This window comes from Streptomyces sp. A3M-1-3 (assembly GCF_024213665.1).
Classification (GTDB): Bacteria; Actinomycetota; Actinomycetes; order Streptomycetales; family Streptomycetaceae; genus Streptomyces.
In genome coordinates this window covers 29,606-48,556 of the sequence record NZ_JANAVP010000006.1, presented here as the reverse complement: position 1 = coordinate 48,556, position 18,951 = coordinate 29,606, and the positions used below count along the sequence as shown (strand labels likewise).

General features: G+C 72.1%; 19 protein-coding genes and 1 pseudogene. 5 read left to right on the top strand and 15 right to left on the bottom strand.

Annotation, left to right across the window (positions count from 1 at the left end; translation table 11 throughout):
* Positions 1–123: 123 nt before the first annotated feature.
* Both NLX86_RS08695 and NLX86_RS08690 read right to left on the bottom strand, forming a co-directional pair.
* A pseudogene (locus tag NLX86_RS08695) lies at positions 124–414 on the bottom strand (ABC transporter); the annotation flags it as partial.
* Between the two features lie 31 nt (positions 415–445).
* Entirely contained in the window at positions 446–1,456 is a 1,011-nt protein-coding gene (locus tag NLX86_RS08690) for an LLM class flavin-dependent oxidoreductase (RefSeq protein WP_254371018.1), read from the bottom strand.
* A 63-nt stretch (positions 1,457–1,519) separates the two neighbouring features.
* Between NLX86_RS08690 and NLX86_RS08685 the strand changes: the two genes are divergently transcribed.
* Entirely contained in the window at positions 1,520–2,008 is a 489-nt protein-coding gene (locus NLX86_RS08685) for a hypothetical protein (protein ID WP_254371017.1), read from the top strand.
* Between the two features lie 59 nt (positions 2,009–2,067).
* Here NLX86_RS08685 and NLX86_RS08680 read toward each other — a convergent pair whose 3' ends face one another.
* Both NLX86_RS08680 and NLX86_RS08675 read right to left on the bottom strand, forming a co-directional pair.
* Positions 2,068–2,283 carry a dodecin gene (locus NLX86_RS08680; protein WP_254371016.1) on the bottom strand — a complete coding sequence of 72 codons (216 nt, stop codon included), beginning with the start codon at positions 2,281–2,283 and terminating at the stop codon, positions 2,068–2,070.
* A gap of 31 nt (positions 2,284–2,314) precedes the next feature.
* On the bottom strand, positions 2,315–2,629 hold the full coding sequence (locus NLX86_RS08675; RefSeq protein WP_254371015.1) for a hypothetical protein: 315 nt from the start codon (positions 2,627–2,629) through the stop codon (positions 2,315–2,317).
* A 124-nt stretch (positions 2,630–2,753) separates the two neighbouring features.
* Here NLX86_RS08675 and NLX86_RS08670 point away from each other — a divergent pair, with 124 nt between their 5' ends.
* A complete protein-coding gene (locus NLX86_RS08670; RefSeq protein ID WP_254371014.1) occupies positions 2,754–4,043 on the top strand; it encodes a bifunctional GNAT family N-acetyltransferase/ATP-binding protein in 1,290 nt (429 codons plus the stop codon).
* Between the two features lie 87 nt (positions 4,044–4,130).
* Positions 4,131–4,550, top strand: coding sequence for a DoxX family protein (locus NLX86_RS08665; RefSeq protein ID WP_254371013.1), 420 nt, complete (start codon positions 4,131–4,133; stop codon positions 4,548–4,550).
* Position 4,551: 1 nt separating this feature from the next.
* Here NLX86_RS08665 and NLX86_RS08660 read toward each other — a convergent pair whose 3' ends face one another.
* The 11 genes from NLX86_RS08660 to NLX86_RS08610 form a co-directional block, all read right to left on the bottom strand.
* On the bottom strand, positions 4,552–5,031 hold the full coding sequence (locus NLX86_RS08660; RefSeq protein ID WP_254371012.1) for a hypothetical protein: 480 nt from the start codon (positions 5,029–5,031) through the stop codon (positions 4,552–4,554).
* 205 nt (positions 5,032–5,236) lie between these two features.
* Positions 5,237–6,823, bottom strand: coding sequence for a hypothetical protein (locus NLX86_RS08655; protein WP_254371011.1), 1,587 nt, complete (start codon positions 6,821–6,823; stop codon positions 5,237–5,239).
* An 82-nt stretch (positions 6,824–6,905) separates the two neighbouring features.
* On the bottom strand, positions 6,906–7,973 hold the full coding sequence (locus tag NLX86_RS08650; RefSeq protein ID WP_254371010.1) for a histone deacetylase family protein: 1,068 nt from the start codon (positions 7,971–7,973) through the stop codon (positions 6,906–6,908).
* Positions 7,974–8,046: 73 nt separating this feature from the next.
* Entirely contained in the window at positions 8,047–9,066 is a 1,020-nt protein-coding gene (locus NLX86_RS08645) for an ABC transporter ATP-binding protein (protein WP_254371009.1), read from the bottom strand.
* The gene (locus NLX86_RS08640; RefSeq protein WP_254371008.1) at positions 9,063–10,052 is read right to left on the bottom strand and encodes an ABC transporter ATP-binding protein; all 990 of its coding nucleotides are present in this window, start codon (positions 10,050–10,052) and stop codon (positions 9,063–9,065) included. The genes NLX86_RS08645 and NLX86_RS08640 overlap by 4 nt, the downstream gene beginning before the upstream one ends.
* Entirely contained in the window at positions 10,049–10,987 is a 939-nt protein-coding gene (locus NLX86_RS08635) for an ABC transporter permease (protein ID WP_254371007.1), read from the bottom strand. The genes NLX86_RS08640 and NLX86_RS08635 overlap by 4 nt, the downstream gene beginning before the upstream one ends.
* Entirely contained in the window at positions 10,984–11,982 is a 999-nt protein-coding gene (locus NLX86_RS08630) for an ABC transporter permease (protein ID WP_254371006.1), read from the bottom strand. Before NLX86_RS08630 ends, NLX86_RS08635 begins: the two co-directional genes overlap by 4 nt.
* A 7-nt stretch (positions 11,983–11,989) precedes the next feature.
* Positions 11,990–13,912 (bottom strand): ABC transporter substrate-binding protein, encoded by a 1,923-nt coding sequence (locus NLX86_RS08625; protein ID WP_254371005.1) that lies wholly within the window; start codon positions 13,910–13,912, stop codon positions 11,990–11,992.
* Between the two features lie 91 nt (positions 13,913–14,003).
* Complete coding sequence (locus NLX86_RS08620; protein ID WP_254371004.1) at positions 14,004–15,191, bottom strand: P1 family peptidase; 1,188 nt, start codon at positions 15,189–15,191, stop codon at positions 14,004–14,006.
* Between the two features lie 8 nt (positions 15,192–15,199).
* Complete coding sequence (locus NLX86_RS08615; protein ID WP_254371003.1) at positions 15,200–15,661, bottom strand: GNAT family N-acetyltransferase; 462 nt, start codon at positions 15,659–15,661, stop codon at positions 15,200–15,202.
* 133 nt (positions 15,662–15,794) lie between these two features.
* A complete protein-coding gene (locus NLX86_RS08610) occupies positions 15,795–16,499 on the bottom strand; it encodes a TetR/AcrR family transcriptional regulator (protein ID WP_254371002.1) in 705 nt (234 codons plus the stop codon).
* 141 nt (positions 16,500–16,640) lie between these two features.
* Between NLX86_RS08610 and NLX86_RS08605 the strand changes: the two genes are divergently transcribed.
* Positions 16,641–17,417: an enoyl-CoA hydratase/isomerase family protein gene (locus NLX86_RS08605; RefSeq protein WP_254371001.1), complete on the top strand. Its 777-nt coding sequence runs from the start codon at positions 16,641–16,643 to the stop codon at positions 17,415–17,417.
* Positions 17,414–18,949 carry an AMP-binding protein gene (locus NLX86_RS08600; RefSeq protein WP_254371000.1) on the top strand — a complete coding sequence of 512 codons (1,536 nt, stop codon included), beginning with the start codon at positions 17,414–17,416 and terminating at the stop codon, positions 18,947–18,949. The genes NLX86_RS08605 and NLX86_RS08600 overlap by 4 nt, the downstream gene beginning before the upstream one ends.
* The last annotated feature ends 2 nt before the right edge of the window (positions 18,950–18,951 follow it).

Here is an 18,951-nt window from a genome sequence, read left to right as displayed (position 1 = left end):
TGGGGAGCCGCCGGCGGGAGACGCCGGGCCAGGTAGCCCGCCGTGCGGCTGTTCCTCGCCGCGGCCACCTCGCGCGGCGGGCCGGTGGCCACGACGCGGCCGCCCTCCGCGCCGCCGCCCGCCCAGGACGTCCCGCAGGTTCTTGCCCTGCCAGGCACCGGGCCAGGCGGCGATCGCGCCGTCCCGGACGGACAGCGACGGATCGGGGACGAGCAGCTCCTCGCTGGTGCGGTGGATCCGGCCGAGACCGTGGCACTGTGGACAGGCGCCGGCCGCGGTGTTCGGCGAGAAGGCGTCGGAGTCGAGGCGCTCGGCGCCCTCCGGACAGTCGCCCGCGCGCGAGAACAGCATGCGCAGCGAGTTGGAGAGGGCGGTGACCGTGCCGACCGAGGACCGGGACGTGGGCGCGGAGCGCCCGATACGGGCTCCGGCAAACGGTGTGATTCTAGGCGGCCCCGCCGAACAGGCCCGCCAGCCGCCGGTAGGAGTCGGCCAGGCCCTCACGGTCGTACGTACTGGTCGTGACCAGCACCTCGTCGGCGCCGCTGCGCCCGATCAGCTTCTCCAGGTCGGCGGCGACCTGCTCCTCCGTGCCGTGCACATGCCCGCGCAGCGCCGCCTGGTAGAACTCCCGCTCCCTGGCGGTCATCGTGCGTGCCTCGGTCTCCTCGGCCGGTGTGAGCGGCGGGAACGCGCCGTGGGTGCGCGAGTACGCCAGTGACCAAGCCTCCGGGACGAGCAGCCGCCGGGCGGCCTCCGGGGTGCCGGCCACGGCGACGGTGCCGGAGATCACGACATAGGGCTCCTGCGACCAGAGGGAGGGCCGGAAACCGGCCCGGTACTCCTCGATCGCCCGCAGCATCCTGTCCTGCCCGCGCAGGTCGCCGATGACCAGGGGCAGCCCGGCGCGGGCTGCGATCCTGGCGCCCTCGCCCGTGGCCAGTACGAACGGCGGTACGCGCAGACCCCCGGCCGGGTGGGCGTGCACCTGCGGATGGGCCGTCTGGGTGCCGGTGAAGTATCCGAGGAGCTGGTCGAGCTGCGTCGCGAAGTCGTCCGCGTCCTCCTTGTCCCGGCCAATCGCTCGCCGTATGCCGTCCGTGAAGCCGACCGACCGGCCGAGGCCCATGTCGATCCGGCCGGGGAAGAGGGAGGCCAGCACCCCGAACTGCTCGGCCACCACGAGCGGCTGATGGTTCGGCAGCATCACGCCCCCGGTGCCGACCCGGATCGTCGAGGTCGCCGCGGCCACCGCGGCGGCCAGCACCGTGGGCGCCGAGCCCGCGACGCCCGGCACGCTGTGGTGCTCGGAGACCCAGAAGCGGTGATAGCCGAGCGCCTCGGCCAGTCGGGCGAACCGCACGGTGTCCCGCAGGGCCTGCGGAGCGTCGTGCCCCTGGCGGGTGCGGGAGCGGTCCAGTACGGAGAACCGGGTGGTCGCGAGCGTAGTGGTCACACCCGTTCAACGTCCCGGCCGGCCGGGGATTCCCTGCGCGAGGCGGATCCCTAGGGTAGGGGGGTGATCGAGACAAAGCGGCCGCCGGCCGTATTTGACCTGGACGGGACCCTCGCCGACACCGCACACCGCCAGCACTACCTGGAGCGGCGGCCACGCGACTGGGCCGGCTTCTTCGGTGCGGCGATGGTGGACCCGCCGCTGGCCAGGGGCGTGCTGATGGCGTTGGAGAGCGCCGAGGAGTGCGAGGTCACGTACCTGACGGGCCGGCCGGAGCGCTGCCGCCGGGACACGCTGGCCTGGCTCGCCGCGCACGGCCTGCCCGAGGGCAGGGTGTGGATGCGCCGCAACGACGACCGGCGCCCCGCCCGCCAGACGAAACTGGACGTATTAGGACGCCTGGCCCGGAGCCGGGACGTCCGGATGCTGGTCGATGACGACGAGCTGGTGTGCGAGGCGGCGCAGCGCGCCGGTTTCCGGGTCGTACGGGCCGACTGGGCGGCCACGTCGCAGGCGCTGAAGGACGCGCAGGAGCGCGTGGGCCGGACCTGAGGCGTACCCAGGCATCAGGCGGCCCCCGCCTGCGGGCGGCCCGCAGCCTCAGCAGCGCGTCAGCCCTCGTCGTCGAGGCGGAAGCCAACCTTCAGCGTCACCTGGTAGTGCGCGATCTGGCCGTTCTCGATGTGGCCGCGGACCTGGACGACCTCGAACCAGTCGAGATTGCGCAGCGTCTGCGAGGCGCGCGCGATGCCGTTGCGGATCCCCTGGTCCACCCCCTCGGTGGAGGTCCCGACGATCTCGGTGACGCGGTACGTGTGGTTGGACATGAGGCTCTCCCAGCGGGGTGAGGCTGCTGCGTCACTCCACCGTGCCCCACCGCGCGGCAGTCCGCGAGGCGTCGGACTGGAGTACGGTGCCTGCTTCGCGGTCCCCACGGGCAGCGGTACGGGCCGCCGCCGTCTCGCCCGCTACCGCCAGCCCGACGATGCGGCCGGCTCGCGACGTCTGCCGGACCCGGGCCGCACGAGAGCTCCAGCTCTCTTCGTCGTAGACGACTTCCGCACCCGGCCTGACCACGGTCAAGCCATGGGCCCGACTGCGCTGTTGCAGGGTGCGCACGTCGGCGCGCGGCGCGGAGGAGGGGTCGGCCCGCACGGAGGAGAACGAAGTCACCGCTGCTTGTGGCTACCGACGGATCGTAGAGTTTGCGCCCCGGGATTTGTGCACGGTGGAGGGGGGAGCGGCCGCATCGTCGCCCCTAGCCTCGCCGGAACAGCACAGATGAGGGGCGGTACCGGTGAACTGGCTGATCCACGACTACCGCGAGAGCGATCTCGCAGCAGTGGTCCACCTGATCGACACCACGGCCGAGCTCGGGCAGGAGTCGGTCTTCTCGATTGCCGAATGCATCAGCGCGCTGACCTCCCGGCAGCCCGCCGTGGTGGCCGTCCACCAGGGCGTCCCCATCGGCGCGGCGCTCGCCTGTGTGGCCGGCGAGCGGGCCTGGGTGATGCGTATCGCCATCTCCTCGGCCTGGCGCGGCCGCGGCCTGGCGAGCGCACTGCTGGTGGAGCTGGAGCGGCGGCTCGTCGCCGCCCGGGTCGGCCGGATCGCCTATGTGCTGCCCGAGGAGGAACTGCTCGGCGAGGGTCTGCTGAACGCCGGCTATACGCGGCAGCCCGCCGTGGCGTACTTCGAGAAGGTGGAGCCGCTGCACGGCCCGGCGGCCAGCCTGCTGGAAGACCTGGGCGGCCGGTTCCTGCCGAACGACCTCTGGGCCAAGGTGGCCGGCATGGAGGCGGAGAAAGACCTGATCGAACGGCGTGTCGTACTCCCGCTGGCGGAACCGGAGCGGGCCGCCCGGCACGGCGTCCGGCCACCGCGGGCCATCGCCCTGTTCGGTCCGCCCGGAACCGGGAAGACGACGTTCGCCCGGGGTATCGCCTCCAAGCTCGGCTGGCCCTTCGTCGAACTGCTGCCCTCCCGGCTCGCCGACGAGGGCAACCTCGCCGCGGCCCTGCGCAGCGCGTTCGCCCGGATCGCCGAACTGGAGCGGGTGCTCGTCTTCATCGACGAGGTCGAGGAGATCGCGCCGGTGCGCACCGAGCCCGCCCAGCCCGGCGGGATGCACGGGGTGACCAATGAACTCCTCAAGCTCATACCCGGTTTCCGGGAGCGGGACGAGCGGTTGCTGGTGTGCGCGACCAACTCCATCCGCTCGCTGGACCCGGCGTTCCTGCGCCCCGGAAGGTTCGACTATCTGATCCCGATCGGCACACCGGACATTGCCGCCCGTTCGGCCATCTGGTCCCGTTACACGGACGGCAGAGGCGATGTGGACGTGACAGAACTCGTCGCGGCCAGCGAGCTGTTCACGCCCGCCGACATCGAGCACGCGGCCCGGATCGCCGCCCAGGCGTCGTTCGAACGGGACTTGGAGGCGATCGGCGGCGCAGACAGCGCCTCGGCGCCGCTCGGGGCGAGCACCGGCGACTATCTCGCCGCGATCGCCCAGTGCCGGCCGACCGTGACACCGGCGATGATCGACGAGTTCGGCGCGGACATCACTGCGCACGCGCGGTTCTGAGGTCCAGCAGGGTGGTGCGGCCGTCGGGCGGGTAGAATCGTATACAGGCAGTTGCTCTTTCAATTGCCCGCGATCCAGGAGGTCACGATGGATGTCCTCGTGCTCATCGGTCGGATTCTCTTCGCCGCCCTGTTCCTCTCCTCGGCGGTCGGCCACTTCACCAAGACGAAGGACATGGCCGCTTACGCCGGGTCCAAGGGCGTACCGGCGCCGGCGGCGGCGACGCTCGGCGGGGGCGTTCTGCTCGTCGCGGGCGGGCTGAGCGTGCTGCTCGGAATCTGCGCCGACCTCGGGGCGCTGCTGCTGGCCGTCTTCCTGGTTCCGACGGCGTTCCTGATGCACGCCTTCTGGACGGAGACCGACGGCCAGACCAAGCAGATGGAGATGATCCAGTTCTTCAAGGACCTGGCGCTGGCCGGTGCCGCACTGATGCTGGTCGCGTTCTTCGCGTACACCGGCCATGACCTGGGGCTCACCCTGACCGGCTCGCTCTTCGACTTCGACTGATCTAGGGAGCGGCGGCGCCGGGGTGTCCACCGCAGAGGCGCAGCGCTTCGGCGCGGGCGATCGTGTACGCCTCCGCGACGGCGTCACGGTCGCTGCCGCGGGCGTGCGCGTCGGTGACCGCGTCCGGCCCGGGGCGGTACAGCGTGACCCACTCCGCGTCGGCGGTGGTGTAGTCGTTCTCCTCGAACTCCCAGGCCCAACGGCCCGATACGGGCCATTCCCGGACGCACTCGCCGTCCGGGAGGTACGAGACGGTGGCCGCCCACATCAGCCCGTAGCCGGGGATGCGGTCCCACACCGTGCCTTCCCCGTGCCATGCGTCGACCTCCACCACCCTGGCCGGCCGGCGCCGTCCGTCGGAGGACCCGGCGGCGTGGTCGATGTTCCACTGGGCGGCGACGGCCTCGGCGTCGGCCTTGCGGGCGAAGGGGATGATCAGGCCGTCGCAGTCGGCGACGTGGACGGACGACGACGAACTCATGAGGCGGGGCCCTCCCTGATCGGTCCGGTACGGGCGTCGGTCGTACGGGGCGTTCGCTGCCGCCCCCTTCAGCGTATGCGCCGTCTGCCGGTCACCGGGGCGGACCCGGACCAGGTCTGAGAACCGTGGACTTGATAGTGCCGACCCCCAGGCGATAGAGGCGGGTGAGCGCCCCCACCGGGCCCGCAACCAGCTACCGTCCGGCTCAACGAGTACCGATACGCGGCTTGACCTGCAGCGACGACTTTCCCAGCCCCACACCAGCTCGTCCGATCTCGGCGAGCAGTGCCTCAGGCGACGGCGCCCGGCCGAGCACCGAGCGCAGCACCTGGCCCGAGGAACGGGCCAGCCCCCAGTGGTAGATCCGCTCAGCGACCCACGCGTACCAGCCGGAATCGCCGGCGGTCCAGTCGCCGCGAGCGGCCCGGATCGCAGCCCGCAATTCGGCCGCGAGGATCGGACCGATCGCATAGTTGGTCATGTAGCCGGGCTCCTCGACGAGCTGGCCCCGCATCGCCCACCAAGGCCACCGCGGATGTGCGACGAGACCCAGGTACGTCGAGGTGAGCTCGGCCCATACCTCGTTGGGGCAGCGGTCCGGAGCCGCGTGCATCCGGATCTCGAACAACGCCCAGCACACATCGAGCATGATGTCGGCGTACCGGCCGCGCAGCGACAGGTGCCCGGGGACGGATGTCCCGAGCCAGCGGTTCTGCCAGGCCTGCTCGGCGGTGTCGAGCGCGAGGAGCTCGGCGAGCGCCTCGGTGAGCGCGTCGCTGTCGGGCCAGTCGGCGAAGGCCGGCCGTGTCCGGATCGCCGCGATGTGGATGGCGTGACCGGTCTCATGGATCAACTCGGTCAGCTCCCCCAGACCGCCCTCCGTGTACGTCCCGAATACCCATGGCTGCGCCCCGGACGCCCGACCCTCCGGGTGCAGGCGCGGCCGGCGTCCGAAGGTGGTGTAGGCGACCGGGACGGGCGGCCGGTCGGGGCGTGCCGCGACGTCGAAGCCGACTTCCAGCTGCGCAAGGTCCGCGCCGAGCGCCGCGTGATAGGCCCGCGTCAACGGGAGCAGGCGCTCCCGTGGAACGGCCGCACGCAAGGCACGGTCGGCGGCACCGGCCTCGTACCACCAGTCCCATGGCTCGACCGGTTCGCGGCCGGCGTTGGCGCGCCACGCTTCGAGGATCTCCACCAGACTGGGCTCGATCGAGGCGGGGTCGATGCCGAGGGCCCGGGCATTGGCGTCGATCGGCGAGCGGCCGGCCGCCCAGCGCTCGGCGCTGAGTCGCAGCAGGCGACGGTACGGGCTGGTGGCATCGCCGTCCCCGGCGATCGAACGCCAGGTCGGTTCGAGGGCAAGGAAGAGGCGACGCCGCTGCCGGCGGCTTGGTTCCTCGCCGAGCCGGCCGAGAACCGCAAGCCGGGTGAGCCGGTCACCGCCGACGTCGACGGCGGCTTCCGCGGCGGCGTAGCGATCGAGAATCTGCCCGCTCAGCGCTTCGAAGCCGGCGTCGGCCGCGGTTGCCGGCGGCCCGGCCGTCTCGCCATGGCCTTGGTCCTGAGCCTCGCTGAGCCAGCGGCGCATCGTGGTGAGTGCGCGGGCGTCCTCCTCGTCGAGCCGTTCCTCCGCCACGTCGGTGATCGTGCGGCGGACCTGCTCGACGGCAGCCTCGGCCTGCCGGTCCAGACCCGGTGCGGCAAGGCCACGGGCCCGGCCGACCTCCAGTCGGTCATGAAGGTCCCGGGCGTCCAGGAAGCACGCCTCGGCGGCGGCAAGGCGGTCGGGCATTCGGCGCATCCTCATCAGTAGCGGGAAAGGGAGCTTGGTGCGCCGGCTACGGGATCATCCGCCGCCAGGGGCCGGCCGGGCGTCAGCCGCGCAGTCCGGTGAGGGTCTGAACGACGAGTGAACCGAGGGTCGGCAGGTGGTAGCCGCCCTCCTGCACCGCGACCGTGGGCAGGCCGAGCGCACCGAGCAGCCGTCCGGTCTCCCGGTAGCCGGAGGCGGTCACCCGCAGCGGGCTCTCCGGATCGTCCGCCGCCGCGTCCACGCCCAGCGACACCACCAGGGCCTCGGCGCCGAACTCCCGGGCGCGCTCGCAGAGCCGCTGCACAGCGGCGAACCAGTGCGCGTCGCCGCTGCCCGGGGCCAGCGGCACATTGGCCGTGGCCCCGGCCCCGTCGCCGGAGCCGGTCTCGTCGGCGAAGCCGAGGTAGTGCGGGAACCAGCCGGCGCCCGGGTCCACATGTACCGAGCCGTAGAACACGTCCGGGCGCTCCCAGAAGACCGACTGGGTTCCGTTGCCGTGGTGGGCGTCGATATCGAGGACCGCGACCTTGGCGTATCCGGCGGCGCGCAGCGCCTCGGCTGCCACCGCTGCGTTGTTGAGGTAGCACGAGCCGCCGTAGCCGGCCGGGGCGGCGTGGTGGCCGGGCGGCCGACAGAGCGCGTACGCCAGCCGGGTGCGGCCCCCCGTGACCAGGTCGGCCGCGGTGAGCGCCGCGTCCACCGCCGCGCGCGCGGCCCGCCAGGTGCCGGGCCCGACCAGCGTCATCGTGTCGTAGCACCACAGCCCGGCACGGGCGTGCGCGGCGGCCGGAACGCGGGCGGGGAGTCCGCCGAGCATCGCCGCGGTCGGGAAGACGTACGGCACCACCCGGTCCTGGCCGGGGACCTCCCGGTAGCCGCCCTCCTCCCACTGCTCCCACACCTCGCGCAACTGCTCCAGCAGGCCCGGGTCGTGGACGGCGGCCAGCAGCTCGTCGCCGTGCGGTACGGCTGCTACGAACTCGGCGCCGGCCGACCGCAGGGCGTCCAGGATCACTGGCTGCCGCTCCGGGACCTCGGCGGCCGGGGTGCGCACGCCGACCCAGATCTCGGCTGTCGGGTGGTGCGCCATGCAGTCGTCCGACCAGACGGCTGTGAGTGGTGCGGTCACGGCGTCTCCTTGAGGAGGTGATCGGGCGTCCGGGCCGGAGGGTCCGCTTCGGCCCGCCGGCTGACGACGTCGTTCATGAGGTCCCGCCGGTGTCCGGCAGGAAGCACGCGCTCAGGTGCCCGCCGCCGGCCGGCAGCACCGCGGGGTCGGCGCTCTCGCACCGGCCGGCGACCCCGGCGCGCGTCGCCTCGCCCGACGCGTACGCCGGGCAGCGCGGCCGGAACCGGCAGCCGGCCGGGATACGGGACGGGTCGGGGGCCTCGCCGGTGAGCACCGTCGGCTCCCCGTCCGAGACGTCCGGCAGTACGGAGAGCAATGCCTTGGTGTAGGGGTGCTTGGGGTGCAGGAGCACCTCGGCGGCGGGGCCGCTCTCCACGATCCGGCCCAGGTACATCACCGCGACCCGGTCGGCGATGTTCCAGGCGAGGCCGAGGTCGTGGGTGACCACCAGTACCGAGAGGCCCAGTTCCCGGCGCAGTTTCAGCAGCAGCTCGAGGATCTCGCCGCGTACCGAGGCGTCGAGCGAGGACACCGGCTCGTCGGCGACCAGCACCGATGGCTCCAGCGCCAGCGCACCGGCGATGACGACGCGCTGGCGCTGGCCGCCGGACAGCTCGTGCGGGTAGCGCAGGAAGAACCGCTCGGGTGGGCGCAGCCCGGCACGCGCGAGTGCCTCGGCGACGCGCTCGCGCTCGTCACCGGCGACGCGGTGGATGCGCAGGCCCTCGGCGACGGCGTCGTACACCGTGTGCCGGGGGTTGAGCGAGCCGCTCGGGTCCTGCAGCACCAGCTGGACATCCCGACGGAAGGCGCGCAGCGCCGACTTGCGGTACGACAGCGGGCGCCCGGCCACGCTCACCCGGCCCTCGGCCGGCCGGACCAGGCCCAGCAGGGTGCGGGCCAGCGACGTCTTGCCGCAGCCGGACTCGCCCACCAGAGCGACGATCTCGCCCATGCCGAGCGCCAGTTCGACACCGTCCACGGCCCGAGCCCGGCCGAACCGGACGTGCACCCCGTACGCGGCGAGCGCGGCCTCGGCCTCGACTGCCCTGGACGCGGCCGGCCCGGCAGCTGTCTTCTCCTGCCTGGTCATCGTGCACCTCTCAGGTCCAGGTCGGGCTCGCCCGTGCGCAGGCAGGCGGAGAGCCGGCCGGCGCCGGCAACCGCAAGCGGGGGCGGCGCGCTTGCGCACTCCGGCAGAGCCACCGGGCAGCGTGGGTGGAACGCACACCCGTCCGGCAGATCGCCGGGGAACGGCGGATCGCCGGGCAGCCCGCGCGGCGCGAAGCGGAACCGCTCGTCGCCGATCCTCGGGAAGGCCCCGGCGAGCGCGGCGCTGTACGGGTGCCGAGCCGTGTCGAAGACGTCCTTCGCCGGGCCGCTCTCGACGAGCTGCCCGGCGTACAGCACCGCAGCCCGGTCGCACACCGAACTCAGCACCGACAGATCGTGGCTGATCAGCACCAGCCCCAGACCGAGGTCGCGGACCAGGTCCGAAAGCAGCGTCAGCACCTGGGCCTGCACCATCACGTCCAGTGCGGTGGTCGGCTCGTCGGCGATGATCAGACGGGGCCGGCAGGACAGGGCGAGCGCGATCATCACACGCTGCCGCTGGCCGCCGGAGAGCTGGTGCGGATAGGCGTCGGCCCGCCGGGCCGGCAGCCCTACCTGCTCCAGCAGCTCGGCGGCCCGCCGGTCGGCCTCGCGCCGGGTGACGGCGGGCTCGTGCAGCTGGATGGGGTCGGCGATCTGGCGGCCGATCCGGCGTACCGCGTTGAGCGAGTGCTGGGCGCCCTGGAAGACCAGCGAGGCCCCGGCCCAGCGCACAGAGCGCAGCCGGCCGAAGTTCATGCCGAGCACGTCCTCGCCGTCCAGCAGTATCCGGCCGGTGACCTCGGTGCTCTTCGGCAGCAGTCGCAGCACGGCGTGGCTGAGCGTGGACTTGCCGCAGCCGGACTCCCCCGCGATGCCCAGCACTTCGCCGGAATCGGCGGAGAGGTTCACGCCGCGCACGGCGGGCACCGGGCCCTCGGCCGACCGGTAGGTGATGTGCAGATCCTTGAGCTCCAGCAGGCTCATCGCCGGCCTCCTTCGCGCAGCCGGGGATTGAGCACGGTCTCCAGCGTCCGCCCGATCAGCGTGAACGAGAGGACGACCAGGATCACGCAGATGCCGGGGGGCAGTACGAACCACCACTCGCCGCGCGACATCGCACCGGACTCGTTGGCGTGGTCCAGGATCGAGCCCCAGGACACCTGTGTCGGGTCCCCGAGCCCCAGGAAGGACAGGGTGGTCTCGGAGAGGATCGCGATCGACACGGTCAGCACGGTGTTGGCGATGACCAGCGGCATCGCGTTCGGCAGCACGTGCCGCGTCATCTGGTGCCGGCCGCCCGCGCCGAGCGCGCGAGCCCGTTCCAGATACGGACGTGCCCTGATGGTCAGCGTCTGCGCGCAGACCAGACGGGCGGTGCCGGGCCAGGAGGTGATGCCGATGACCACGATGATGTTGGTCAGCGAGGCTCCGAGGAGCGTGGCCAGGACGATTGCCAGCGGCAGGAAAGGAAGGACGAGGAACCAGTCGGTCACGCCCATGAGCAGGCTGCGCGCCCAGCCCCCGTAGAAGCCGGCCATGATGCCGACGAGGGTGCCGATGGCCATCGAGATCGCTGTGGCCGCGAGGCCGACGGTCAGCGAGACCCGGGTTCCGTACAGCAGGAGCGTCAGGATCGAGCGGCCGTTCTCGTCAGTGCCGAGCGGATAGTGCAGTGAGGGCGCCAGATGGCTGGGCGCCGTCACCCGGGTGATGTCGAGACTGTCCCGGTCGGCGAGCAGCGGCGCGAACAGGGCCAGCAGGACGAAGACGCCCAGCAGTACGAGCCCGCCAAGGCCCGCGCGGTGGCTGCGGAAGTCGCGCCAGAAGCGGGCGGCGGCCGCCCGGCGACGTGCCCGCGCGATCGCGGCCGGACTGAGGGCAGGCTTCGCGGGCCCGGTTTCGGCTTCAGCGGTGGTCATGCGTCACTCACCCGGGGATCGAGGACGACGTACAGCAGGTCGGCAAGGAGTGTGAAGACGATCACTGAGAGGGAGAAGAGCAGGAACACCGCCTGAAGCAGCGGGATGTCGGGGCCGCGCAGCGCGTCGTAACTGAGCTGGCCGAGCCCGGGCCAGGAGAACACCGCCTCCACGGTGATCGCGCCACCGATGACGAAGCCGAAATTGAGGAAGATCAGCGTCATGGTGGGGAGTAGCGCGTTCGGCACCGCGTGCTTGCGGCGGACCAGCGCCTCGCGCAGTCCGGTGGCGCGGGCCAGGGTGAGGTAGTCCTGCCCCAGCTCGTCCACGAGTGAGGCGCGCATGATGGCGGCGTACTCGGCGAGGTAGACCAGGGTCAGCGAGGCCACCGGGAGCGTCATGTGCCAGAGGGTGTCCAGCCAGCCGGCCGGCGAAGAGGGGTCCACGCCGTCCGAGTTGATCCCGGCGCTGGGGAACATGGGCAGGGCGATCATGAGTACCATGCCGATCCAGAACTCCGGCATGGCGTAGAGGGCGAGGGTGGAGCCGGTGGAGATCCGGTCGAAGCGGCTGCCGCGCTGCCAGCCGGCGCGGATGCCGATCCGGATGCCGAATACGGAGGCCAGCAGGATGCTGGTGCCGACCAGCAGCACGGTGGGCCACACCCGCTCGCCGATCACCTGCCACACCGGGGCGTTCTGGCTCACCGACTGGACTGCCGAGGAGAACGGATTGGCGAGGTAGTCCACGAACTGCTGCCCGATCGGCTGGTCGAGCTTGGCCCGCATGGCGGCGATCTGTTCGGCCGGCATGTTGCGGCCGCGCGTGTACAGGCCGATCGGGTCGCCCGGCAGCAGCCGGAACAGGGCGAAGTTGAAGCACAGGACGAAGAAGACGGTGCCGGCCGCCCAGGTGAGCTTGCGCAGGACGTAGCGGCCGGTGCCGCTCAGCGGCCGGACCCGGTGGGAACCGGCCGCGAGGGTCGGGGTGCCCATCGGCCGGCTACTCCCGCTCGTCCGCGGACTTCGCGCCGCGGCGGCGGGCGATCACCGTGCCGCCGACACCGAGGAGGAGCAGGGCCGCGAGACCGCCGCCGAGGTAGAGCACGGTCGGGCTGTCGCCGGACGAGGCAGCCGCCTGCGCCGGCACGGGGCGAAGGCTGCGGTAGGAGTAGCTGCCCATCTGGAAGAGGTACGGGCCGTCCGGCGCGGGCTGGGGGGTGAAGCCGGTCCACCGGTCGCTGCGGTACGCCGACAGGTCGTCGTAGTAGTAGGTGACGGCGTACGCGGCGTCGTCGTACAGCAGCTTCTGCATCTGCTTGACGGTCGCCGCGCGCTCGGCCGTGTCGGTCTGGGTGGCCTGCAGCTGGTACAGCCGGTCGTACTCGGGGTTGCAGTAGAAGGAGTCGGAGAGCTCCGCGTAGACCGTGCCGTCTTCCTTGTAGCTGCGCTTGTCGCAGGTGAAGACGGACAGCATGTAGTCGGGGTCGGGCTCGACGCCCCAGCCCCACTCCATCATGTCGAAGTTGCCCTGGCCGACGGTCTCGACGAGTGTGTCCTCGGAGACCACCTTGATGGTCACCGGCACGCCGATGCGCGCGTACCAGCTCTTGGCGAACTCGCCGGTGTCCTTGGACTGCTTGGACTCCTGGCGGGTGAGCAGCCGCAGCTCCAACTTCTTGCCGCCCTTGGCGCGGACGCCGTCCGCGCCCATCTTCCAGCCGGCCTCGTCGAGCAACCGCCCGGCCGCTTCGAGGTCGAACTTCTGCGCGTCGGCACCCGGCGCGTAGTGCAGCTCCTCGTAGATGGGCGGGATGACCGTGTCGCCCGGGCTGCCGTGGCCGCCGAGCACCCGCTCGACCAGCGTCTCGCGGTCGATGGCCAGGGAGAGCGCCTTGCGGACGCGCTTGTCGCGCAGCGCCGGGTGGCCGTCGCCGATCGGCGTGCCGTCGGCGAGCGCGGCGCCGTTGTTGAAGGCGATCTGGTCGAAGTTGATGGAGGTCGCGGAGCGCGTGCTGACGCCTTTGGCGTCCTCCAGCGAGCTGAAGACGCTGCTCTCCAGGTCGTAGGCGTAGTCGATCTCACCGCGCTTGAGCGCCAGGGCCATGGCGTCGGCGTTGTCGTAGACCTTGAAGACCAGCCGGTCGATCTTCGGGGCGCCGGCCCAGTAGTCCTTGTTGGCCTCGAAGGATATGAACTGGCCCTTCTTGCGGTCGACCAGCTTGAAGGGGCCCGAGCTGACGACCGGGCCGTCCTTCGGCTCGTTGCTGAACGACTTGACCTCCTTCGCGTCGATCTCCGACCAGATGTGCTCGGGCAGAATCGGCACCCACAGCTGCTTCATGATCGGTGTGCTGCGCTTGACGTGCAGCACCAGCGTGGTGTCGTCCGGGGCCTCCGCCTTGGTGATGTTGGCGGTGTAGTTGCCGTAGTTGGACTGCTCGTAGTCGCCGCCCAGGATCCGGTTGAAGGTGTAGGCGGCGTCGCGCGCGGTCAGCGGCTTGCCGTCGCTCCACTTCACGCCTTCGCGGATCTTGTACGTCCAGCTCTTGCCGTCCCCCGCCTCCTCCCACGAGGTGGCCAGGCCCGGCACCGGGGAGAAGTCCTTCTCGCTCCAGCCCATCAGCAGGTCGTAGCTGACGTGCCACATCTCGTACGACTCCGCGGTGATCCCGGTGAACGGGTTCAGCGAGTCGGGGTCCTTCAGGATGCCGGCGGTGAAGGTGTCCTTGCCCTGGCCGGCGGACTTGCCGGAGGTGGCGGAGCTGTCGGCGAACGCGGGGCTCTGGGCCGTGAGCGACCCGGTGAGCGCCAGCGCGCAGCCCAGCAGCAGGGCTGCGGCCCGGCGGGTGGTGCGCCGCCTGTGCGGGAACGGATCGGGGGCCGCCGGAGCAGGGGCCGGTGAGGTGGGCGTGGCAGCGGACAAGTCGGCCTCCCGAGGCAAGTGATCGGCGTGCACAGTCTCGGTCGATCGATCGATCGAGTCAAGGGTCGGTTTGCAGGGTCGCAAGAGTCGGTCAGGGCACTCGGGAGGCGGGCAATTCGCCGGGCAATCCAGTGGCATTGGGGCCGCTTTGCAAGACCGGCCGCCGCCTCGGCGTCACGCCAGGGCGGCCGGCCGCCCGCAGCAGGTCCAGCACCGGCTCCACCGGCAGCGCCTCCATCGTGCGACCGTCCCGCCCGGTCAGCGTGCTCGCCCGGAAAAGGGAATTGAGCACTGCTTCCTCCGTGGCCTCCACCGCGCCCGCGAAGTACGCGTCGAGCGCACGCCCGGAGACCGGCGCGCGCGACGGGGACTGGCCGCGTGCCGTCCGCAGCCCGGTCGCGAAGGCGAAGAAGATCTCACCGCTGCCGTGGTGCGCGGTCGATCCGGTCCTGGCCAGGCCGAGACCGGCCCGCCGGGCGAGACGCTCGCAGCCCGCCGCGTCGAGCAGTCCGTCCGTCGCGATGACGACGATGCACGATCCGGCCGGTCCTGGCAGCTCCTGCTCCGGCGGCGCGGGCGGCAGCAGCCGCCCGACGGGCACCCCGTCGACCGTCAGCCGCTCCCGCTCCCCGAAGTTGGTCATCGCCAGCACCCCGACCGTGCAGCCGTCCGGGAGAACCCTGGACGCCGTGCCGATGCCGCCCTTGAAGCCGAGGCAGCTCATCCCGGTGCCGGACCCGACGGCGCCCTCCTCCGGCGCGGCGCGCTCCGCCGCGGGGGCCGCGCCCGAGGCGCGGGCGGCACGCAGCGCCGCCTCCACGTCCGCACGGGAGACCTGCATCCGCCGGGCGTCGTTGAGGAAGGAGTCGTCGCATTCCCCGACGACCGGGATGACGACGTCGTCGCCGATTCCCTCGTCCTCCTCGATCAGCAGCTCGCACGCCGCGTCGTACACCCGGCCCAACTGCATGGTGGAGGTGAGGAAGACCGGCGTCTCCAGCAGGCCCCACTCGGCGGCGGCCAGCAGGCCGGTGCACTCGCCGGCGCCGTTGAGCACCGCGGCGCCGGCCGGCATCGGCGCGCGCGGCACGCTGCCGCCGGGGTCGATGACGGTGACGCCGGTGCGCGCGATGCCGCGGCCGTGCGGCGGCGCGGGCTCGTCCCGTACCACCGTGGCGTGGCCGACGCCGACACCGGGCACGTCGACGATGGACGCGGTGGGGCCGCTCGGCAACAGGCCGATCCGGATACCCAGTTCCGATACGCGGTTCGTCCTCACAGCCGCGCTCACCCCGCTACCGGGACAGCCGGCAGCCAGCGGTAGCGCGTCCACTGGTCGACGGGGAAGGCGCCCAGGCTGCGGTAGAAGGCCGCGGCGTCCTCGTTGCCCCGCATCACATCCCACTCCACGCGCCCGCCGGTGCGGGAACGCAGCTCGTCCAGCAGGGCGCGGCCCAGGCCGTGCCGGCGGAACCCGGGGCGGATGTAGAGATCCTCGAGCCAGATGCCGCTGCGCCCGGCCCAGGTGGAGAACGTCGGGTGCCACAGGGCCGCGCCGGCCACGGTGCCGGCCGCGCCCGGCGGCTCGGCGACCAGCGCCCGTACGGTGGGCTCCGCACCGAAGAGATGCTCGGCGAGGCCGTCCGCGGTGAGCGCTATCTGGTCGGCGGCGCCCTCGTGCGCGGCGTGTTCGAGCATCAGGGCATGGATGTCCGCCACCTCGGCGGGGACGGCTTCACGTACGGGCACGGGGGGCCTCTCTGTTCGGATCTCTGTGCATACGACTGGGGCCACCGGCCGGGTGGCCCAGAGGTGACACGCGGGGTCTGCTCCGCAGACGGCGGCTGGGCCCAGCGGTCCTGGACGCCATCTGCTCCACGAATCAGTGCCGGCCGGCGGGCAGCCGCAACTGCCAGATCTCCGCGACGAGTTCCCGCGCCTGCGCAAGATCGGTGACGAAGTCGGCGGCCTGGACGCCGGGATCGCAGCCGAGCGCCGAGAGCGCGATCCTGGCGTGCTCCGCGGCGATCTCGTCCAGGCCGAGCCGGCCGTCGGGCGAGTACCACCCAGCCACCGCGGAGCACATCTCCAGCAGCGCGAGCCGGACCACAGTCGGCTGCCCGGCAGTGAAGACGCCGGCCGCGCGGCCGGCGTCGATCGCCTCCCGCCAGTGGCCCTCGTAGCGGTCACGCAGCTCCACCGCTGCGGCGCGGTGCTCGTCGCCGAGGGCGCGCAGCTCGTGGTCGACCACCATGGTCTCGCTGGGGTGGAGCGCATGCGACAGGACATGCACATGGACCAGTCCCGCGATCCACTCCGCCGGGGAGGCGGCCCGTACGGCCACCCTTTCAGCGGCTTCGCTCAGCCGCTCCAGGCTGCTGCGCATGATGGCGAAGAGCAGCGCGTCCTTGGAGCCCATGTAGTGGTAGAGGGTCGCTGAGGAAAGCCCGGCGGCGTCGGCGAGTTCGCGGATGCCGGTGCCATGGAAGCCCTTGGCGGCGAACAGTTCGACGGCCGCCCGCCAGACCCGTATCCGGGTGGCCTCCTGATCATCACCGGCCGGACGGGCTGCCACTGCCTTGGGCATGGGGACACTCCTTGACGAGGCTCACCGGCCTTGACGGCCGGGTCGGTCATCCTTAGGTTACCCCTGTCGATCGATCGATCGACAGAGTGCCCGGTCCTGTCATTGCCACGCACCACTGCCCAGACTTGCACGAGGAGCCCCGTGAGCGAGCCCGAATGCCCCGTCGGCTACGCGCGGAAGGACGAGATCGCGCTCATCCGCCTGGACCGCCCCCACCGGCTCAACGCGGTTGTCCCCGCCCTGGTCGAGGGCCTTGTCCGCGCCCTGGAGCGGGCAAGGGAAGAGGATGTGCGCGCCGCAGTGCTGTCCGGCCGTGGGCGTGCCTTCTGCGCCGGGCACGATCTGAAGGAGGAGGCCGAGCGGGACGGGATCGAAGCCGCTCGTGCGCGGATTGACCGTATCCAGGACGTCACCCGGGCCATCCGGCGGTCACCCTTCCCCGTCATCGCGGCCGTGCACGGCTACGCACTCGGCGCCGGCTGCGAGTTCGCCCTGGGCTGCGACCTGGTGGTGGCCTCCGCGGACGCCCGCTTCGGCTTCCCGGAGACCACCGTCGGGCTGAGCGTCACCGGCGGCGTCTCCCGACTCCTCACAGCCACCTTGGGCCCCCTCAAGGCCAAGGAACTGGTCCTGCTCGGCGAGCAGTTCGACGCGGCCGACGCCGCCCGGCTGGGCCTGGTCGCCCGGGTCGTGGAACCGGGCCTGCACGAGAGCGCGGCGCTGGAGCTGGCCAGGGCCCTGGCGGGAAAGCCGCAGTTCGCGCTGGCCCTCGCCAAACGCGCTCTGGACGCCGGACTCGACTCCTCCCTCGAGGATGCCTTCGGCCGAGAGACCGCCGACGCCCTGCTGACCCTCGCCGGCACCGAGGCCGACGGCGGGCGCGACGCCTTCGCCGCCAAGGAGGAGGGCACCCGGTGAGCACCGACCAGATCGAGGACCTCGACACGCTGGTACGGCGGGCCGCAGCCCGCTGGGGCGAGCGCACCGCGTGGACCTTCGACACCCGCGGCGAGCAGCTCACCTTCCGGCAGGTCGAGGCGGGCGTGGCGCAGCTCGCCGGCCGACTGGCGGGCCTGGGCATCGGGCGAGGCGACCGGGTGGCCGTACTGCTGCGCAACCGTCCCGAGTTCCCGCTCACCTGGCTGGCGCTGGCCCGGCTCGGCGCGGCCATGGTGCCGGTCAACACCAACTACCGGCGCCACGACGCCGGCCACCTGCTCGCCGACTCGGGCGCCTGCCTGCTGGTCACCGAGCCGGAGTTCCTCGACCTCGCGGATGCGCTCCTCAGCGCCGTGCCCACCCTCGAGCAGGTGCTGGACGTGGACAGCCCGGCGCCGGGGGCTGAGCCCGTCGCCGGGGCCGTCGCCGCCGTCCCCGAGGACCTGGCCAACATCCAGTACACCTCAGGGACCACCGGCAGGCCCAAGGGCTGTCTGCTCCCGCACCGTTACTGGACGGTCCTCGCGGAAAGCATGGTGAGCGAGTTCCCCCGCCTCTGCGAGGACGACGTGATGCTCACCGCGCAGCCCTTCCACTACATCGACCCGCAGTGGAACGTCGCCGCCGCGCTGCTGTCCGGCGCCCACCTCGTCGTCCTCGACCGTTTCCACCCCGCCACCTTCTGGGAGCGCGTCCGGGCCCACGGGGTCACGTACTTCTACTGCCTCGGGCTGATGCCCGGCCTGCTGCTGAGAATGCCGCCGCACCCGCTGGACCGGCACCATCGGGTGCGTGCAGTCCAGGCCTCCGCCATCCCCGGCCAGTTGCACCGGCAACTGGAGGAGCGCTGGGGCGTGCCCTGGTACGAGGCGTTCGGGATGACCGAGACCGGCGCCGACCTGCGGGTCCGCGAGGACGGCCACGACGCGGCCGTCGGCACCGGCTGTGTCGGGCGGCCCACCGCGCGCCGCGACGTGCGCATCGTGGGCCCCGACGACCGGCCTGTGCCACGCGGCGAACAGGGCGAGATCGCGCTGCGCGGCGCCGGCCTGATGGACGGCTACCTGGGCCGGCCGGAAGCCACCGCCGAGGCGTTCCGCGGCGGCTGGTTCCACACCGGCGACCTCGGCCGGATGGACGAACTGGGCAACGTCTACCACCTCGGCCGCACCAAGGACATGATCCGCCGCAGCGGCGAGAACATCTCCGCCACCGAGGTCGAGGAGGTGCTGCAGCTCCACCCGGCCGTGCACACCGCCGCGGTGGTCGCCGTGCCGGACGAACTGCGCGGCGAGGAAGTCAAGGCGTACCTCGTCGGGGACCCGGTGGAACCCGAGGAGCTGGCCGCCCACTGCCTGGAGCAGATGGCCTACTTCAAGGTGCCGCGCTACTGGGAGTTCCGCGAGGCGCTGCCACTGACCGCTTCGGAGCGGGTCGCCAAGGGCGAACTGCTCGCCGCTGACAACCTGCTGGCCGGCAGTTACGACCGCGTCGAGAAGGTCTGGCGGTAACG